The 17,755-nt window shown below is 70.2% G+C and carries 17 protein-coding genes, 1 tRNA gene and 1 other RNA gene; 4 read left to right on the top strand and 15 right to left on the bottom strand.

The features are described 5' to 3' along the window. Positions 1-220 precede the first annotated feature (220 nt). From purD to ffs, 3 genes are all read right to left on the bottom strand, one after another. The gene (gene purD, locus ACZ7IB_RS23155) at positions 221-1,471 is read right to left on the bottom strand and encodes a phosphoribosylamine--glycine ligase (protein ID WP_470915247.1); all 1,251 of its coding nucleotides are present in this window, start codon (positions 1,469-1,471) and stop codon (positions 221-223) included. A gap of 93 nt (positions 1,472-1,564) precedes the next feature. Next, entirely contained in the window at positions 1,565-3,745 is a 2,181-nt protein-coding gene (locus ACZ7IB_RS23150; RefSeq protein ID WP_470915243.1) for a DNA polymerase III subunit gamma and tau, read from the bottom strand. Between the two features lie 70 nt (positions 3,746-3,815). Continuing rightward, positions 3,816-3,912: signal recognition particle sRNA small type (ffs, locus tag ACZ7IB_RS23145), an RNA gene on the bottom strand. A gap of 197 nt (positions 3,913-4,109) precedes the next feature. Here ffs and ACZ7IB_RS23140 point away from each other — a divergent pair. Further along, positions 4,110-4,197 (top strand) — tRNA-Ser (locus ACZ7IB_RS23140). Between the two features lie 70 nt (positions 4,198-4,267). Here the strand turns inward: ACZ7IB_RS23140 and ACZ7IB_RS23135 are convergent. From ACZ7IB_RS23135 to ACZ7IB_RS23125, 3 genes are all read right to left on the bottom strand, one after another. Beyond that, a complete protein-coding gene (locus tag ACZ7IB_RS23135) occupies positions 4,268-4,531 on the bottom strand; it encodes an integrase (protein ID WP_470915241.1) in 264 nt (87 codons plus the stop codon). 263 nt (positions 4,532-4,794) lie between these two features. Further along, positions 4,795-5,961: a serine hydrolase domain-containing protein gene (locus ACZ7IB_RS23130; protein WP_470915239.1), complete on the bottom strand. Its 1,167-nt coding sequence runs from the start codon at positions 5,959-5,961 to the stop codon at positions 4,795-4,797. Positions 5,962-6,023: 62 nt separating this feature from the next. Beyond that, complete coding sequence (locus ACZ7IB_RS23125) at positions 6,024-7,202, bottom strand: serine hydrolase domain-containing protein (RefSeq protein ID WP_470915237.1); 1,179 nt, start codon at positions 7,200-7,202, stop codon at positions 6,024-6,026. 140 nt (positions 7,203-7,342) lie between these two features. Here ACZ7IB_RS23125 and ACZ7IB_RS23120 point away from each other — a divergent pair, with 140 nt between their 5' ends. Genes ACZ7IB_RS23120 through ACZ7IB_RS23110 form a run of 3 tightly spaced genes read left to right on the top strand, consistent with a single transcriptional unit; the run spans position 7,343 to position 10,194 of the window. Next, positions 7,343-8,584 (top strand): sensor histidine kinase, encoded by a 1,242-nt coding sequence (locus ACZ7IB_RS23120; RefSeq protein ID WP_470915234.1) that lies wholly within the window; start codon positions 7,343-7,345, stop codon positions 8,582-8,584. A 23-nt stretch (positions 8,585-8,607) separates the two neighbouring features. Continuing rightward, complete coding sequence (locus ACZ7IB_RS23115) at positions 8,608-9,288, top strand: response regulator transcription factor (protein WP_266365404.1); 681 nt, start codon at positions 8,608-8,610, stop codon at positions 9,286-9,288. A gap of 54 nt (positions 9,289-9,342) precedes the next feature. Then, a complete protein-coding gene (locus ACZ7IB_RS23110) occupies positions 9,343-10,194 on the top strand; it encodes a DUF6126 family protein (RefSeq protein ID WP_470915231.1) in 852 nt (283 codons plus the stop codon). Between the two features lie 148 nt (positions 10,195-10,342). On the opposite strand, the gene ACZ7IB_RS23105 is transcribed toward ACZ7IB_RS23110, so the two are convergent. From ACZ7IB_RS23105 to ACZ7IB_RS23065, 9 genes are all read right to left on the bottom strand, one after another. Then, the gene (locus ACZ7IB_RS23105) at positions 10,343-10,711 is read right to left on the bottom strand and encodes an ArsR/SmtB family transcription factor (RefSeq protein ID WP_470915229.1); all 369 of its coding nucleotides are present in this window, start codon (positions 10,709-10,711) and stop codon (positions 10,343-10,345) included. Positions 10,712-10,985: 274 nt separating this feature from the next. Further along, positions 10,986-11,339, bottom strand: coding sequence for a zinc ribbon domain-containing protein YjdM (locus ACZ7IB_RS23100; protein WP_406500491.1), 354 nt, complete (start codon positions 11,337-11,339; stop codon positions 10,986-10,988). Positions 11,340-11,388: 49 nt separating this feature from the next. Then, entirely contained in the window at positions 11,389-11,802 is a 414-nt protein-coding gene (locus ACZ7IB_RS23095; RefSeq protein ID WP_470915227.1) for an STAS domain-containing protein, read from the bottom strand. 34 nt (positions 11,803-11,836) lie between these two features. Beyond that, positions 11,837-12,262: an ATP-binding protein gene (locus ACZ7IB_RS23090; RefSeq protein ID WP_470915225.1), complete on the bottom strand. Its 426-nt coding sequence runs from the start codon at positions 12,260-12,262 to the stop codon at positions 11,837-11,839. Then, positions 12,259-12,675 carry a pyridoxamine 5'-phosphate oxidase family protein gene (locus ACZ7IB_RS23085; protein WP_470915222.1) on the bottom strand — a complete coding sequence of 139 codons (417 nt, stop codon included), beginning with the start codon at positions 12,673-12,675 and terminating at the stop codon, positions 12,259-12,261. Before ACZ7IB_RS23085 ends, ACZ7IB_RS23090 begins: the two co-directional genes overlap by 4 nt. Beyond that, positions 12,672-14,387, bottom strand: a complete 1,716-nt coding sequence (locus ACZ7IB_RS23080; protein WP_470915219.1) for a SulP family inorganic anion transporter — start codon at positions 14,385-14,387, stop codon at positions 12,672-12,674. The genes ACZ7IB_RS23085 and ACZ7IB_RS23080 overlap by 4 nt, the downstream gene beginning before the upstream one ends. Then, positions 14,384-14,725: an ArsR/SmtB family transcription factor gene (locus ACZ7IB_RS23075; RefSeq protein WP_470915341.1), complete on the bottom strand. Its 342-nt coding sequence runs from the start codon at positions 14,723-14,725 to the stop codon at positions 14,384-14,386. The genes ACZ7IB_RS23080 and ACZ7IB_RS23075 overlap by 4 nt, the downstream gene beginning before the upstream one ends. 422 nt (positions 14,726-15,147) lie before the next feature. Next, positions 15,148-15,804 (bottom strand): hypothetical protein, encoded by a 657-nt coding sequence (locus ACZ7IB_RS23070; RefSeq protein ID WP_470915215.1) that lies wholly within the window; start codon positions 15,802-15,804, stop codon positions 15,148-15,150. 386 nt (positions 15,805-16,190) lie between these two features. Further along, positions 16,191-17,522, bottom strand: a complete 1,332-nt coding sequence (locus ACZ7IB_RS23065; RefSeq protein WP_470915212.1) for a WXG100-like domain-containing protein — start codon at positions 17,520-17,522, stop codon at positions 16,191-16,193. Positions 17,523-17,755 lie beyond the last annotated feature (233 nt).

Raw genomic sequence — 17,755 nt, 5'->3', positions numbered from 1 at the left:
CTACTTCCGCGGGCGGGCGGGTGGGTTTTTGGTCCCCCCCCCCCCCCCCTCCCTCCCCCCCCCCCCCCCCCCCCGCGTCAGTGGGTGTCGACGGGGGTTCGGGGGGGGCGGACTTGAGCCGCAGCCGGGGGCGGGCAGATCGGGTGAGTGCCCGGCTCCGCGCCCCGGTCCGGGGCGGACCCGTGCGGTCCGGGGGACTCCCGTCCAGTCCGTTCCGGTCTCAGGCCTCCGCGGCCTTCTGGGCGATGTCCGTACGGAACTGCGATCCGTCGAGCCGGATCCGGGCCGCCGCCGTGTAGGCGCGCTCACGGGCGCCGGCGAGGTCCTTACCGGTCGCGGTCACGGACAGCACCCGCCCGCCCGCGCTGACGATCTCGTCGCCGTCGCGCCTGGTCCCGGCATGCAGGACGTACGCATGCGGGGCGTCCTGCGCCGCCACCTCGTCGAGGCCGTGGATCGGGTCACCCGTGCGCGGCGTACCCGGGTAGTTGTGCGAGGCGATGACCACGGTGACGGCGGCCTCGTCGCGCCACCTGAGCGGGGGAAGCTCGTCCAGGGTGCCGTTGGCGGAGCCCAGCAGGACACCGGCCAGCGGAGTCTTCAGACGGGCCAGGACCACCTGGGTCTCGGGGTCACCGAAGCGGGCGTTGAACTCGATCACCCTGACTCCGCGCGAGGTGATCGCGAGGCCCGCGTACAGCAGCCCGGAGAACGGGGTGCCGCGGCGGCGGAGTTCGTCGACGGTCGGCTGGAGCACCGACTGCATGACCTCGTCGACCAGCTTGGGGTCGGCCCACGGGAGCGGGGAGTACGCGCCCATGCCGCCGGTGTTCGGGCCCTCGTCGTTGTCCAGGGCGCGCTTGAAGTCCTGCGCGGGCTGGAGCGGCAGCACCGTGGTGCCGTCCGTGATCGCGAAGAGGCTGACCTCGGGGCCGTCGAGAAACTCCTCGATGACCACGCGGTCGCAGGCCAGGGCGTGGGTGCGGGCCGCCTCGACGTCGTCGGTGACGACGACGCCCTTGCCGGCGGCGAGGCCGTCGTCCTTGACGACGTACGGGGCACCGAATGCATCGAGGGCGGCGTCGATCTCGGCGGGGGTGGTGCAGACATAGCTGCGGGCGGTCGGGACGCCTGCCCCGGCCATCACGTCCTTGGCGAACGCCTTGGAGCCCTCCAGCTGGGCCGCCTCACCGGACGGGCCGAAGCAGGGGATGCCCGCGGCGCGCACGGCGTCGGCGACACCGGCGACGAGCGGTGCCTCCGGGCCGACGACCACCAGCTCGGCGCCCAGGTCAGTGGCGAGGCGCGCGACGGCGTCGCCGTCGAGTGCGTCGACCGGGTGCAGTTCGGCCACCTCCGCGATGCCGGCGTTGCCGGGAGCGCAGTACAGAGCGGTGACGTCGGGGTCGAGGGAGAGAGAGCGGCACAGGGCGTGTTCGCGGGCGCCGCCGCCGATGACGAGGACCTTCACGGGGTGCAGCCTAGCCGCCGGGGCGCGGCGGCCTTGACGGACGCCGCTCCGTGGACAGTCCGTGAGGTGTACCACGACCTCGCCCGGCGCGCGCTACTCGTTGGTGAACTCCTCGACGACCGTGGCGCCCAGCTCGCGGACGATCAGGTCGTGCCCGGAGAGCGCCGAGTCGACGAGGTCCGGGTCGTCCGCCTCCGGGGTGTCGTCCTCGGGAGCGACCGATCGCGGGGGTTCGGGCGCGGAGTACGACTGCCGTACGGGCTCCGCGGCGGGCGTGGCGCCCGGCTGCTGGTGCGGGGCGGGGTCGGGCCGGGGTTCGTAACTCTGCTGGGGCGCGGGGGCCGGACGCTGCGGCGCGGGCGCGACGGCGGAGGGGCGGCCGCCACCGGTCTGCGGGGGTGCGCCCGCACCGCCCGACGGGTCGACGATCGCCTCGATCTTCCACTGTGCGTTGAACCGCTCGGCGAGGGCCTGCTTCAGCACGTCCTCGCTGCCGCTGCTCGCGAAGTTGTCACGCGCGCCCGCGTTCAGGAAGCCGATCTGCAGGGTGGTGCCGTCGAAGCCGGTGACCTGGGCGTTCTGGCTGAGCAGGATCCAGGTGAACCGGCGGCGGTTCTTCACAGCCTCCAGGATGTCCGGCCACATGTTCCGTACCTGGCCGGCGCCCTGTGTCATTCCCGGGCTCGCTTCGGCGGCGGCGGGCACCGGTGCCGCGGGCGCGGCCTGGGCCGGGGCGGTGGCCGGGGCTGCCTGCGGGACAGGCGACTGGCCGGGGGCGGAAGCGGTCGGCCAGCCACCGGGACGGCGGCCCGATTCCGGAGCGGCGGCGGTGGGCCAGGCACCGGGGCGCTGACCGCCCGCGGGAGCCGGGGCCTCGGCCGGCGGCTGCGGAGCGGCCGGTGCGACGGGGGCCACGGGCTGCGCGGGTGCCGGGGGCGCTGCGGCGGGTGCGGGCGGCGCTGCGGCGGCGGGCGCCTCTCCCCGTACCGCCGCACGCGCGGCAGCGGGCCCGGCACCGGGCTGCACGGCCGGGGCGACGGAAACGGGGGCATGGGCCAGAGCCTCCGGCCCGGGTACGTACCCCATGGCGGGCCCCGTCCCGGCGGTCGCGAAGGACGCACCGCGCTCCAGCCGGTCGAGCCGGGCCTGCAGCGAACGCTCGTCGTCGAAGGCCGCGGGCAGCAGCACCCGGGCGCAGATCAGCTCGACCTGGAGGCGCGGCGAGGTAGCCCCGCGCATCTCCGTCAGCCCCTCGTTGACCAGGTCGGCGGCGCGGCTCAGCTCGGCGGCACCGAAGACGGACGCCTGGGCCTGCATCCGCTCGACGACATCGGCGGGAGCGTCGATCAGGCCCTTCTCCCCGGCGTCCGGCACGGCGGCGAGAATCACCAGGTCACGCAGTCGTTCCAGGAGGTCGGCGACAAAGCGGCGCGGGTCGTTACCGCCCTCGATCACCCGGTCCACGACCTCGAAGGCCGCGGCCCCGTCGCCCGCCGCGAAAGCGTCCACGATCGAGTCGAGCAGCGAGCCGTCCGTATAACCGAGCAGGGAGGTCGCCATGGCGTATGTCACACCGTCGTCGCCCGCGCCGGCCAGCAGCTGGTCCATCACCGACATCGAGTCACGCACGGACCCGGCCCCGGCCCGCACGACCAGCGGCAGCACGCCGTCCTCGACGTAGCTGTTCTCCTTGCCGCAGACCTCGGCGAGATATTCGCGCAGCGTCCCCGGCGGCACGAGGCGGAACGGGTAGTGGTGCGTACGCGACCGGATCGTGCCGATGACCTTCTCGGGCTCGGTGGTCGCGAAGATGAACTTGAGGTGCTCCGGCGGCTCCTCGACCACCTTCAGCAGGGCGTTGAACCCCGCTGACGTGACCATGTGCGCCTCGTCGATGATGTAGATCTTGTAACGACTGGACGCGGGCCCGAAGAACGCCTTCTCCCGCAGATCACGGGCGTCGTCCACACCACCGTGCGATGCGGCGTCGATCTCGATGACATCGATCGATCCCGGCCCGTTGCGCGCGAGGTCCCGGCAGGACTGGCACTCTCCGCACGGCGTGGGCGTCGGCCCCTGCTCGCAGTTCAGACAGCGGGCGAGGATGCGCGCGCTGGTCGTCTTGCCGCAGCCGCGCGGACCGCTGAACAGGTACGCGTGATTGACCCGGTTGTTCCGCAGGGCCTGCTGCAGCGGGTCAGTGACATGCTCCTGCCCGATGACCTCGGTGAACGACTCGGGGCGATAGCGGCGGTACAGCGCAAGGGACGACACACATACGAGGTTATCCGGGCGGACCGACAACCGGCCCCGGACCGGCGAAGCGCCGCACACCCCCTGAAAACACAAGGGCCCCCCACGCACCCGCCAGAGCCAACCTACCCTTGCTGCCTTCCGGCCCTGGGGGAGTTCAGTCAGATAGCGCCACGTGAGGGGCTGAAGCCCACCATAGCCGATCCCCACCCCTGCCAGTCCACTGCCCCACCTTCCGGAACCTCCCGGGGCGAGCCGGAGGGGAGCCGGAGGGGAGCCGGAGGGGAGCCGGAGGGGAGCCGGAGGGGAGCCGGAGGGGAGCCGGAGGGGAGCCGGAGGGGAACGGGTTCGCGAGCACTCCTCAACGTCTTGTATTGTTTGCCGCGGAGGATTCGCCTAGTGGCCTAGGGCGCACGCTTGGAAAGCGTGTTGGGGGCAACCCCTCACGAGTTCGAATCTCGTATCCTCCGCCATTGCTCTCACCGGGCAATACGTCGAAGGGCCCCGCTGCTTGCAGCGGGGCCCTTCGACGTATTGCCCGTCTCAGTTGGGGTCTGCGGCCCGCTCTGCGGGGTCCGAGCCGGTGTCGGGGCCTGCCTCCTCGGTAGCGTCCCAGAGCGCGTCACCGACCTGCTTGGCGACGTTCTTCAGCATGGGACCGGTGACGTGCAGGTACCCGGCGCGCATCCGCGCCGAGCCGCCGGGCTCCCAGCCCATGATCGCGTCGACCACCACATCGGGGACTCCCAGCAGCAGGAGCACGGTCCCGGCGGTGTGGCGTGCGTCATGAAGACGGCCGTCCCGCACGCCCGCGTCGTCCAGAGCTTCTTCCAGTGCTGGTAGCCGGTATTCGGAATGAGCGGGCCCCAGTCGGCTGCGCGAAGACGCACCCCTTGTCCTCCCACTCGTCCCCGGCTTGCTTCCGCTCCCACGCCTGGGCGTCCTGGTGCTTCCGGAGGAGCTTGATGATCGGGTCCGGAAGCCCGATGGTGCGGCGGCCGGCACGCGACTTGGTGTTCTTGAACTCGCGGCGTCGGTCGTTCTGCTTCACGGAGCGCCCTCGGCGGGGTTCAGCGGCACAGGGCGGTGTCCACGGCGCGTTCGAGATTCCTCCGGCCCGCCTCGTCGGTGAGCTGCATGGTGACCGCGACGTTGGTGGCGCGGCCGTCGTCGGTGGCGCCGCCCCGGGTCTCGTACCCCGGGAAGCTGCCGCCGTGGCCCCAGGAGAGGCCGCCGCACGGCAGCGGCCTGCTGACGAGTCCAAGTCCGTAGCGGGCACCGGGGCCGAAGGTCGCTTCGGCGGGGACGGTGGAGCGCATCTGGGCGAGCTGGGCCGAGGGCAGGAGGCGACCGGCCAGGAGTGCGCTGAAGAAGCGGTTGAGGTCGGAGCCGGTGGAGACCATCTGGCCTGCCGCCCAGCCCCAGGAGGGGTCGATCTCCGTGATGTCGCGCAGCGGCGCGTCCGCCGATTCCCGGTAGTAGCCGTGGGGGTGGGGCTCCCGGATGCTCGCGTCACCGGGGGCGGGGAAGTAGGTGTGGCGCAGCCCGGCGCGTCGGACGACGCGCCGGTCGATCTCCTCGGCCAGGGGGCGGCCGGTGACCTTCTGGACGATCAGGCCGGCGAGCACGTAGTTGGTGTTGCTGTACTTCCAACTCGTCCCGGGGGCGAAGTCGGCCGGGTGCTGGAGGGCTGTGGCGAGCAGTTCGCGGGGAGCGTAGTACCGGACGTCGTCCCCGAGGTGGTTGCTGTAGTTGGGGAGTCCGCTGGTCTGCTGGAGGAGCTGGCGGACGGTGATGCGCCGTCCGTCGATCCCCTCCCCGCGGACGAGGCCGGGCAGGTAGGTGTCGACGGAGGCGTCCAGGTCCACCCTCCGCTCCGCGACGAGCTGGAGGACGACGACCGCGACGAAGGTCTTGGTGTTGCTGCCGATCCGCACCTGCCCGTCGACGGGTACCGGTGCGCCGGTGGCCAGGTCGCCGAGCCCTGCGGTGTAGGTCCGGGTGCGGCCGTCACGGTCCTTGACGCTCGCCAGCGCGGCGGGCATCCCGTCGTCGCGCACCAGCGCGTTCAGGCTCTGCTGGACGGCGTCCGGCCTGACGGCGGAGGTGGCGGGCGGGGCGAGGGCGCCCAGTGTCATGACGCCGATGGCCACCGCGGCCGCGGCGGGCAGGGCCCGTCGCCGCGTGCCCTGCTGCCGGCCCGGCGAGCGAAGCCCTTGCCGTGTCTGTCCACGCATGAGTCAACTCCTGAGGAATCGTTGGATCGTCGTTCGGGTTGCCGGGTTGCCGGGTGCGTGATTCAGCCGCACAGGGCCCTGTCCACGGCGTCCTTCACGTGCTGCGTGGCCGCCTCGTCCGTCGGGATGCTGGTGACCGCGACGTTGGCGGCGCGGCCGTCGTCGGTGACACCGCCCCGGGTCTCGTACCCCGCGATGTCGCCGCCGTGGCCCCAGTAGACGCCGCCGCACGACAGCGGCCTGCTCGCGAGCCCCAGCCCGTAGCGGAGGCCGGAGGTCCCGGCGGGGACGGTCGTGCGCATCTCGGCAAGCTGGGCCGCCGGGAGGAGGCGGCCGGCGAGGAGCGCGGTGAAGAAGCGGTTGAGGTCGGAGTTGGTGGAGATCAACTGGCCTGCGGCCCAGCCTGCGGAGGGGTCCATCTCCGTAAAGTCGCGCAGCGGTCCGTCCGCCGCGTTGCGGTGGTAGCCCTGGGGGTGCGGCTCTCGGATGGTCATCTCGCCGGGGGCGGGGAAGTAGGTGCGGCGCAGCCCGATGCGCTTGATGATGCGCCGGTCCATCTCCTCGGCGAGGGGGCGGCCGGTGACCTTCTGGACGATCAGGCCGGCCAGGACATAGTTGGTGTTGCTGTACCCCCACGTCGTCCCCGGAGCCGCGTCGGCCTTGTACCGGAGGGCGATGTCGAGCAGCTCGCGGGGCTCGAAGTACCGGTTCCTGATCTCGTCGTCGTCGACGTGGATGCCGTACTCGGGGAGTCCGCTGGTGTGCTGAAGGAGCTGGCGGACGGTGATGCGGCGCCCGTCGATCCCCTCTCCGCGGACGAGGCCGGGCAGGTAGGTGTCGACGGTGGCGTCGAGGCCGATCTTCCCTTCGCCGACCAGCTGCAGGACCACGACCGCCGTGAACGCCTTGGTGTTGCTGCCGATCCGTACCTGGCCGTCCCTGGGCACCTTCGAGCCGGTGGTCAGGTCGCCGACTCCTGCGGTGTAGGTGCGGGTGCGGCCGTTCCGGTCCTGGACGCTCGCCAGCGCGGCGGGCATCCCGTCGTCGCGCACCAGCGCGTTCAGGCTCTGCTGGACGGCGTCCGGCCTGGCGGCGGCAGCAGCGGAGGCGGCGGGCGGGGCGAGGGCACCCAGCGTCATGACGCCGATGGCCACCGCGGCCGCGGCCGACACGGCTCGTCGCCGCCTGCCGCCCTGCTGCCGGGTCGAGGAACGAAGGCCCTGTCGGGTCTGAGCACGCATAAGTCAACTCCTGGGGAATCGTTTGGTCGGGGCACGATCCTGGTTCCCAGGGCCCTCTGACCGCATCGCGGGAAGGCGGGAGAAATCGCTCCCCCGATCGGGGGAGGCTGCTGGTGGGCTGCCCGGCAATACTGGCGACCATGATCAGGGGAATTCGGCCGCTGCTGCGCGGCTCCACGTATTCGGGTGTGCTGTTCGCCTATTGCGGCGCGCTGGCGAGCCTTCCGCTGCTGCCTTTCGCCCTGTTGCCGGCGCTGTCGTGGCGATCCGCTCCCGAGAGCGTGCAGTCGGTCCTGGTCCTGCTGGTCTGGGCGGTACTGGTCGGCGTGGTCGGACTGGCGCGCCCCGTACGGCGGGCGCTGGTCGTGTCCGCCCGCCGGCTGCTGCGGGTGCCGCTGCCGGATCCGGTGGCCGGTCGCCGGACCTCCGGTTCACTCGGCCTCGACCGCTGGCGGACCCCGCTCTGGCTGGTGCTGCACGTGGCCGTCGGGTGGACGGGGGCGCTGGCGAGCGGGGTGCTGTTCATCATGGGCCTCTCCCTGCCGGGGAACTGGCTCGGCGGCGAGGCGCGGGCGAGTCTGTTCGGTACGTCGGTCCGGGTGTCGGGCGGGTGGAGCTGGGTGGTGGCGGCCGTGTGCATCCTGCTGGCGGTGGCCGTCTGCGTACTGGTGACAAAGGCTCTGCGGTGGTCGGCGCCACGGCTGCTGGGGCCGTCGGCGGCCGAACGGCTCGCGCTGGCTGCCGCACGGGAACTGCTGCTGGCCGAACGCAACCGGATTGCCCACGAGTTGCACGACTCGATCGGGCACACGCTGACGACGGCCACCATCCAGGCGGCGGTGGCGGACGAGGTGCTCTCTGCCGACCCGGCGGCGGCGCGGGCCGCCATGCGCAGCATCGAGGAGTCGACGCGGGCCGCGCTGGAGGACCTGGACTACGTGCTCGGAGTGCTGCGCGAGGAACAGTCGGGGACGGCGCCGACCCGGACCCTGGCCGACCTCCCCGAGCTGCTGGACCGCCTGCGGCACGCGGGGGCGGTGGTGGAACCGGAGCTGTCGGGCGAGCTGGCGCAGGTGCAGGGGACGCTCTCCCGGGCGGCGTACCGGATTCTCCAGGAGGGTTTGACGAACGCGCTGCGCCACGGGGCGGGCGGCCCGATCGAGGTCCGAGTGGCGGCCGGGCCGGACGGACTGGATCTCACAGTGGTCAACCGGACCGGGGCACGGATGGGCCCGGGCCCGGGGGCCTTCCCGACCTCCGGTCACGGTCTGCCCGGACTGGCCGAGCGCGTCCGGCTGCTGCATGGTGAGTTCCAGGCCGGCCCGGACGGGACGCAGCACTGGCGACTGGCCGTCCGGCTGCCGGTACGGGCGTCGGCGTGAGTGGATCCGACGCGAGCGAAGGCATGGCCCTCCCCGCCGTCACCAGCCCCGCCGTCACCCTCCTGATCGCGGACGACGACGAGGTGACCCGCAGCGGCCTGCGCATGCTGCTCGCCGCACAGCCGAGGATCACGGTGGTCGGCGAGGCCGCCGACGGCGTCGAGGCGGTCGAACGGGCGCGGAGCCTACGGCCGGACGTGGTCCTGATGGACGTCCGGATGCCGCGTCGCAACGGGATCGAGGCCACCCGCCAACTGCTGGCCGAAGCGGCCGACCCGCCGAAGGTCGTGGTGATCACCACCTTCGAGAACGACGGCTACGTCACCGCCGCCCTCAGCGCGGGCGCCAGCGGCTTCGTCCTCAAGCGCCTCCCGGTGCGCCAGATCGCCGAGGCGGTCCGGGTGGTGGCGGCGGGCGAAGCGGTCCTCTTCCCGGCCGCACTGGGCCGCATGGTCGCCGCCCGCCCGCTGGGCTCCGCCGAGGCCCTGCCGCAGGCCACCCTGACCGGCCGGGAAGAGGAGGTGCTGCGCCTGATGGCCACCGGGCTCTCCAATCCGGAGATCGCGGAGTCCCTCACGGTGAGCCTGGAGACGGTCAAGACCCACGTCGGAAACGTGCTGACCAAGCTCGGCGCGCAGAACCGGACCCATGCGGTCGTGATCGCGTACGAGTCCGGCCTGGTGGTCCCGGGCTTCGCCGGCTGACCGGCTTCCGCTCCTCTTCGCGGTCGCTGTCGGCGTACGGGCTGTAGTGCAGAGGTGCGTACGGGCTGGCTGGAATCCCTGCTCTCGCACGAGTACGGCCGGGGTCTGCGGGCGTTGCAGCAGCGGCTGTACGCGACCACCGTCCCGGTGCCACTCAGCAACCTGTACGAGGTGGTGTGGCAGGCGGTCGGCCCGCTGTACGTGCTCGACGACCTGTCTCCCGACCGTCTGGGGCATCTGCGTACCGCCAACGACCACGACATCCAACGGGTCCTGAAGGCCCTGGTCTCCCTGGGCGCTGTCCATCTCACCGATGAATGCGCCGAGTTGACGGCGGACGGCCGTACCGAGACGGCCCGGATGCGCGGCGAGCCCGAGCCCGGCGACGCGGTGTTGCGGATCCTCGTCGAGCTCGCCGACGTAGACGACCCCCCGGTTTGGCGGCAGTTGCTGGTGCCCGCCGCGATCCGTCTGGACCGGCTTCATTCCGTGATCCAGGACGCGATGGGCTGGCAGAACTGCCATATGCACGCGTTCACCATCGACGGCGTCCCGGGGAGCTGGAGGACCTCGACGCCGAACACAAGCGTCGCCGCGCCACCGGAAAGCACAGCGCCGGAGAGGCCGCGTGAAGAAGCGGGCCTATCTGGACGCTGCCGACACGGTGTCAAGGTCCGGGTGCGCCCCCTCGGCCCCGCATCGGACAACCCGGACGCCGATGACGGAAGGCACACCGTGAGCAACGACAGCAAGGATCAGGTCGCCCCGCAGGAGGATGGGCGGGACATCGAGGCGTGGAAAGAGAAGGGCGTCGCCCTGCGGGCGTTCTTCTCTATCTTCGGCACACACCTGTTCGCGGGATTCATCTGGCTGATGTTCCATGTGGGCCAGCACGCCAACAAGTGAGCGCTGCGACACTGGAGTTGATCAAAAGGGCAGCCGTGCCCTGCACACTCCACCCCGCCTGGCGGGACGACTGGCTCCTGTAACTCACCGGGCGCGGCAGGGAGCGGCCGTCGCCGCCCAGAGCGCGGAAGAAGATTCCGGCCGCCGTTCACTGAGGCGCTGACCTGCGCCGCTGGGGCACGGTGTCAGGTTCGGCGGCCTTGAGGTCCGCCAGCAGTTCGGCCTGGCCCGTCAGCACACCGGACAGGATGGTTCGCGCCACCCGCAACAGCTCCGCCACCTGCGGGTTGGTCAGCGAGTAGTAGACGGCGGAGCCCTCGCGACGCGGGATGACCAGGTTGGCCCGGCGCAGGACGGCCAGCTGCTGGGAGAGGTGGGCCGCCTCTACACCGATCTCGGACAGCATCTCGGAGACCGCGTGCTCGCGCCGGCTGAGGAGTTCCAGCACGCGAATGCGCACCGGGTGTCCAAGGGTTTTGAAGAACTCCGCCTTCAGCTGGTACAGCGGCGCACTCACCGACCGGACCCCGCTCCACACCGGGCCGCCGGACGGCCGGGCGGCCGGACGGTCACTGTCGTGCGAGTACCGTGCATCGCATCCACCTCAGAACTCTTCGCCATGGGGACATCCTCGCGCCCTCATGCCGAGGTCATGACCTCGGGAGTTGCCAAGATTAGCAATGCCGAAAGGCGCGAAAGGGAGGTTCGGTGCCCGGCTCCGGGCTGCCCGGATCCCACGGAGCAGCGCGGCGGCGCATCGCTTGTCCGCCGCCGCGTGCCGAGGCGCCCGGTCAGGCCTTCTTGACCACGCTGGACTTGAGCTGCATGGGGCCGAACCCGTCGATCCTGCAGTCGATGTCGTGGCCGTCCACACCGTCCACCAGGCGAATGTTGCGTACTTTGGTGCCGGCCTTGATTCCGCTCGGGCTGCCCTTGACCTTCAAGGTCTTGGTCACCGTTACCGTGTCGCCGTCGGCGAGTACGTTGCCGACCGCGTCCCTGATCGTCCCGTCCTCGGTGCCGCCTGCGGGTTCGGCGGACGCGGGTGACCACTCATGGCCGCATTCGGGACAGACCAGGAGCGCGCCCATCTCGTAGGTGTACACGCTGGAGCACTGGGGGCACGGCGGCAGCGTCTCGGTCACATCGCTCATGGTGATTCCTTTGCTTGATCGTTCCTGTACATCTCTTACATCAGGCCCCTGGGGTGCCGGACTGCGCGCTGGGCCACTCGTCGCTGTGCCACTGCCACTGCCACTGCGCCCCCGCCGCCGTCTGGTGAGCGGTGAGGGCAGCGTGCAGGTCTGCGTGCACGGGGATGGGCGGCTGCGCGGGGCCGGGGACGAGGGAGCCGTCTGCGGGAATCGCGGCGAGCTCCAGGCTCCGGCCCGCGTCGGCGAGCTGACAGGCGGCCTGGGCGACTGCCAACTGTCCGCCCGTCGACCAGCCGCGCAGTTCGGTCAGGTCCAGGATGACAGGACCGGTGCCACGGGCCAGTACCCAGCCGACCGCGCCGGTGAACCGGGCGACGGCCTCGGGGCCGAGGTATCCAGCCAGGGAGAGAACGCCCAGGTCGGGGTGGGTGGTGTAGCGCCACTCTATGGTCATCCGCTACTGCCTCGGTCTTTCGTGTGGGGATCTTTCATAGGGGGAGGGTGATCCAGATGCTTTTGCCCCTGCCGTCCGCGTCGCCCCTGATGACGGCGGTGCCGCCAAGGCCGAGGGTGAGTTCCATGACGGTTCCCAGCCCGCCGCTGCTCGTATTGGTGATCGCCGAGAAGAGCGGGGGCTGGCAGGGGTGCCGGTCGTGCACGGCGAACGCGAACGTGTCCGGACCGGCCGCGTAGATCACGGTGACGGTCGGGGACAGCACGGCGGCGTGCTGGACGCTGTTGGTGACCAGCTCGGACAGGATCAGCAGCGCCGGATCGACCGTGGGGTGACGTCTGCTGACGCCCCACTCGATCAGGACCTGTTCGGTGGTCTCACGCGCGATCCGCACAGCGGAGCCCATCGCGGGCAGGGTCAGTACATGCCGCAACGGGAGAGCTTCGAGCTGACCACTCACCGGGCGGCCTCGGCGTGGGCCAGGCGGAACCCTGCGACGGTCTGCGGGCGGATGCGTACCAGGGTGTCGTGCGGCCCGTGCGCCCAGCCATGCAGAGTGCGGCGGTAGTGGCCGGCCTCGTCCGGATCGGTGATGACCTCGGCCGGGCCGGTCACGGTCACCGTCCAGCCGATGCCGCCTGCCACCTTGGTCTCGTGGGCTTGATAGGTGAGCGACGAACGGGAGGCCAGGGCCGCGGCCTGAGCGGGCGTGCGGACGATCAGACGCCCGTACTCAAGGACGTGGACGGCCGGGCGGAGCACGGGAACCTCGTCCCGGACGTACACCAGCTGTCCCTGGGCCGCGCTTTCGAGCAGCCACAGTGCCTCGGTACCGGGCAGCTCGATCATGCGGCGGGAGACGGGGGTGATCATCGGGGAGCCCCTTCGGCGACGGGTGCGGCGGGCAGGAGCCCGGCCTGGTGCAGGTGGGCGCGGGCCCCGGCGATCGCCTCCGGTGTGGTGGCGTACTCACGGCCCTCCAGGCGCAGCAGGTCCAGCGCGCCGACTGATTCGAGGGCGCGTCGCTGGCCGGGACGTATGCCGGAGGTCAGTACGGCGATGCCGCGCCGGTTCAGCTTCTCCACGGCGTCCTTGAGGACCAGGGCCCCGGTGGCGTCCATCGTCGTGATCCGCGACATCCGCAGGATCACTACGCGGACGTCGGCGACCTCGGAGAGCTCCAGGAGGAAGCGGTGGGCACCGGCGAAGAACACGGGCCCGTCGATGCGGTAGGCGACGATGTGCTCGGCCAGCAGTGCGTGTTCTTCCTCGCTGTGCTCGCCCGGCAGATCAGCCGTGAAGTCGACCTGGTCCATCCGGGCCTGGTTGGCAACCGCCCTCAGCGCCAGGGCGCCCGCGACGACCAGGCCGATGATGACCGCGTAGACGAGGTCGAGGGCAAGCGTGGCCACGCCGGTCAGCACCAGCACGATCGCGTCCGAGCGCGTCGCCCGGACCATCGCCCGCAGTGCGCCGACCTCGACCATGCGGATCGCGGTGGCCAGCAGCACCCCGGCGAGCGCGGCCAGCGGGATCGTGGAGACGAGCGGGGCGGCGGCGAACACGATCACCGCGAGGACGGCGGCGTGGGTCAGGGCGGCGAGGCGGGAGCCCGCGCCGCTACGGACGTTGACGGCGGTACGGGCGATCGCCGCGGTGGCGGGCACGCCGCCGAACAGCGGGGCGGCCAGGTTCGCGATGCCCTGCCCGAAGAGTTCCCTGTCCGGGTCGTGCTTCTGGCCCACCGTCATGCCGTCCGCGACCGTGGCCGACAGCAGCGACTCCAGCGCTGCGAGCGCGGCGACCGCTACGGCCGGGGCGAGCAGCGAGCCCAGTGCGGACAGATCGAGGAAGGCCAGCGACGGCGCAGGCAGCCCGGACGGCAGGTCGCCGATCGGGGCCGCCGCGTCCAGGTCGAAGAGCTGGGCGGCCAGCGTCGCGGCGACGACGCCGACGATCGAGAACGGGATGGTGGGCCGCCACCGGGCACCGAGCAGCATCACGGCGGCCACAGCGAGGGCCAGGGCAGCCGCGGTCCAGTTCGGGGTGCGTACGAACTCCTCCACGGCCCGCCAGGTCACCACCAGGACCGTGTCGCCGTCGGGTGCGGCGACCCCGAGGGCGTTCGGGACCTGCTGCAGGCCGATCACGCAGGCGATGCCGAGGGTGAAGCCCTCCACCACCGGCGCCGGGATGTACCGCATGTAACGGCCGGCCTTCAGCAGGGCCAGCGCGATCAGCAGCACGCCGGCCATCAGCCCGACCGTCAGCACCCCGCCCGGCCCGTACTGGGCAACGATCGGCACCAGCACCACCGTCATCGCGCCGGTCGGCCCGGATACCTGGAGGTTGGAGCCGCCGAACAGCGCTGCGAGCGCACCTGCGACGACGGCGGTGGCCAGTCCGGCCTCGGCGCCCAGGCCGGAGGAGACCCCGAAGCCGAGCGCGAGCGGCAACGCCACGATCGCCACGGTGAGACCGGCGAGCAGGTCACGGCGCGGATTGCGGGCCATGACGGCGAAGTCCGCACGGGCGGGCAGCAGAGACCGCACCCGGTCCCACGACCGGGCAAGCGACACGCTCACCGCGCCGAACCCTCGGCTTCCCGCAGCTCCACGAGAAGTTCGTTCTGCCCGGCCAGCATCTCGGTCAAGATCCGCCGCGCCGCCCGCATCAGCTCCGCCACGTCCCCGCCTGCCAGCTCGTACACCACCGTCGAACCCTCCCGCGCGGAGGAGACGATGCCCGAGCGGCGCAGCACCGCCAGCTGCTGAGACAGCGCCGAAGGCTCCACCTCGATCGCCGCCAGCAAGTCACGGACCGGCATCGGGCCGTCCTGCAACAGCTCCAGAACCCGTATCCGCACGGGGTGCCCGAGCATCCGGAAGAACTCGGCCTTGGCCTGATACAGCGGAATCGCCACGGTCACGGGACCCCCTTCGCCACCCCGACAGCCCGGGGCTTCGCTCGGCGCTGCGCCCACGGCTACCTGCCGGCACAACAAACACAGCATGTAGTGAATTGCTTAATTTCGCAATTCGTGGATTCATTGGGAGAGCTCGACTACGCGAGGAAGGGACCGCTGGTGTAGCGCCACGCAGTGTGCCGTACCTGAAGGAACTGGGCATGCCGAAGCTCCAGCCTCAGGACACCCTGTTTACCGAGCTCGCCCGACCTGACCGCGCTCTCGATCTGAGCCGGGCGGGGTCGTCGGACCTTTGCACGCGTGGTTGCAGTTCTGGTTGCATTCGCCTCCGTCCCGGCCCGTTCGGACGGAGGCATCCAAACCATTCCGCCGCAGGCCGGGACGGGTACGACCTCCGACGGAGAAGCCTCCGTACCCGTCTACGCCTGTGCACCGTCCACGCGATTCCTGTTGAACACCGCCAGGTGTCCGTACTCGGCGCGTGTCACGGCGGCGGAACCCGACGGCAGCGCACCCAGGCCGGCATCGACCGCGACGCTGTCCGGGAAGGGCTCGGACGGCCAGGCGCGCTCAAGGATGAGCGAGTCCCAGGCGTCGCGGGAGCTGCGTCCCGTACGGTCGAGGACGAAACCCTGGCAGTCGTCACGGAATTCGTCCAAGGCCCGCACCAACGCGGCCACCACCTCCTCGCGCTCCGGCTCCTGCAGGTGTGCGATGTCGTAGACCACCGCCGTCGTGGTGTCGTCGAGCCGACGCACCCGAACGATCGTGTAGGTGTCCAGAGCGAGCCACAGGTGGAGTTCGAACTCGCCGTCACCAGGGCCGGCCAGCACCTCGGCCATACCGGGCACGTCACGTACGGGCAGGGAGTCCGAACCGCCCTTACCGGTACGGGCGAGGAACATGTCCTCGGTGAGCAGATGGCGGGTGTTCAGCCCAGCGGATTCCAGCGCTCCCAGCAGTCGGCCCCAGCTCTGCGAAGTCAGATCCGACAGGTACCAGGAGAAGAACCCTCCCCGGCCCTCCTCGCGGTTCGCCCCCTCACCAAAAGCGGAGGGGCCGAAAAGATCGTCCACGATCTCCACGTAGCGCGCGCTCGAAACTTTGGGAGGCGTGTAATTCGCGGCACGGACAGCCGCCAGAAAATCTTCCGGCAATTCCACATGATATCGGCGGATATAATACTGGAGTTCGAGAGGCCATACCCATGTGCCATCAGTGATGAGCGATCCAGCCCCAGCAACAAATTCCTCATCATCCGAAATCACATCGAGGTCCGCCCCCATCGTGGTGTAAATCTCGCGACATGACGACATGTATTCCAGGGTCTGCGCCTCATCGAACAACGCATGAGACCGAACGTCGTCATGAATGGACGGAGCCGATCCATCCGGGTTCTGAGAATTGAACTCTCTATAGAACCCGACTCGCCTAATCACTGTACCTCCACTGTTCGTTCCCATTACTCGGTCATCGGCAGGTACGTACGCCAATACCCACCATCGCCAATCTCCGGCGTCTGCCCCAAACCCTTCTCAGCAGAGGTTCCCACTTTATTGGTCGGCGCCGTCACGGGCACTCCCAGGTCGTTGGCCACACTCTGAGCGAGCGGAAGCTCCACGGAGTTCGGTGCGGAATAACCGGAGTGGCACGAGATCAGACGCACCGGGCCACCATCATAATTCGGATTACTGCGGATAGCATCCGAAATATGGGTCGGGTGCACCTTGAAATCCATGAGGATCTTTCCCGAACTATTGACCCGCCCAGGCAAAAACACACCCGTGTTCGTACCGTGGATGATAACGTCATGTTTTCCGGGAACGCGAGCGACGCGTTGCGCATTGGCCAACGTTTTCGCGTCGTATCCGATGGTTGTGGTCCGATTACCGAAATATACGGGGTCCCCGGATATGAGCGCATGATCGCCCGGCACCCTGGGGGGAACGTGAACTTTCGAGTTCTCGCTCCGGAACAGATCCCAGGTGCGCCGTTTCCCCATGTCGTCGAGCACGAAAGGCGTGCGCCCGATTCCTGCGAGGTTCGGGTTCGCGATTCCGATCGGGATGTTCTGCCCGAAAAGGTTGGAGAAGCCACCCACTTCGCTGGCGGCACGTGCCACACCGCCAGCGCCGCCGAAAGCGCCACCGAGCGCGCCGCCATAGATACCCGCTTGTTCCACCGAGTCGAGACTCAGGCCGTCCTGTAGGCCCGTGGCCATCCTGAGTGGCTGGGCGACCGCGAGGTCGACGGTGATGCCCTCGATCGCACCAAAGGCGATGCCGGTCAACGTGGTCGCGGCAATGGTGGCGACGGTGGTGGACACCGTAACGCCGAGCCCGGCGGCGACTTCGATAATGGTCGCGGTCGCCGCCGCGGAAGCCGCGGCGGAGGCACCGAAGGTGAATACTGCGAGCCCCACGCCCGCGGCGATGACCGCGGCTCCGATACCGATCTCGGTCCACAGAAGCTCAATGGCGTTATCGACGGCGTCGGCGAACTCTTCGAGCGCCTTGGCCATGGCCCGGGCCGCCGTGGCCGTGTCGTCCAGCCACCCCACACCCTCACTCTTGTGATAGCGGTCCCAGAAGACCCGGAACGCGTCGATCGCCTCACCCTGATTGTGGAGAACGACAGAACAAGCTTTGCCGTTGGCCGGCCCGATGACGTCGTCCACCGCGTCCGCGAACGTCCGCCACGCCGTCGCAGCCGATCGCAGACTGCCCGAGTTCGCATCCGGCCACCACATACCAGCCTTCATGAGAAGGTCCTTGGCGATGTCCTCAACGTTCACTTGGCGCCCTTGTCCCCGTCGGCGCCAGGCACCCGGGCCTTGGTGAACATGCCCTCGATGAGCTTCTCGTTGTCCACGTAACCGTCGGACATGTCGGTCATGGCGGCGTGGATGCTGCTCAGCCCGAGCACCAGGATGCCGACGCCCTTCTCGAGCTCCTTACGCTTCGACGAGTACGCGTCCCCGAACTCCTGGCCCTGCTCGTCGTCACCCCAGGGCGAACCCAGCGCGTC

Source organism: Streptomyces sp. NPDC037301, assembly GCF_055602785.1.
This window is presented reverse-complemented; position numbering and strand designations above follow the sequence as displayed.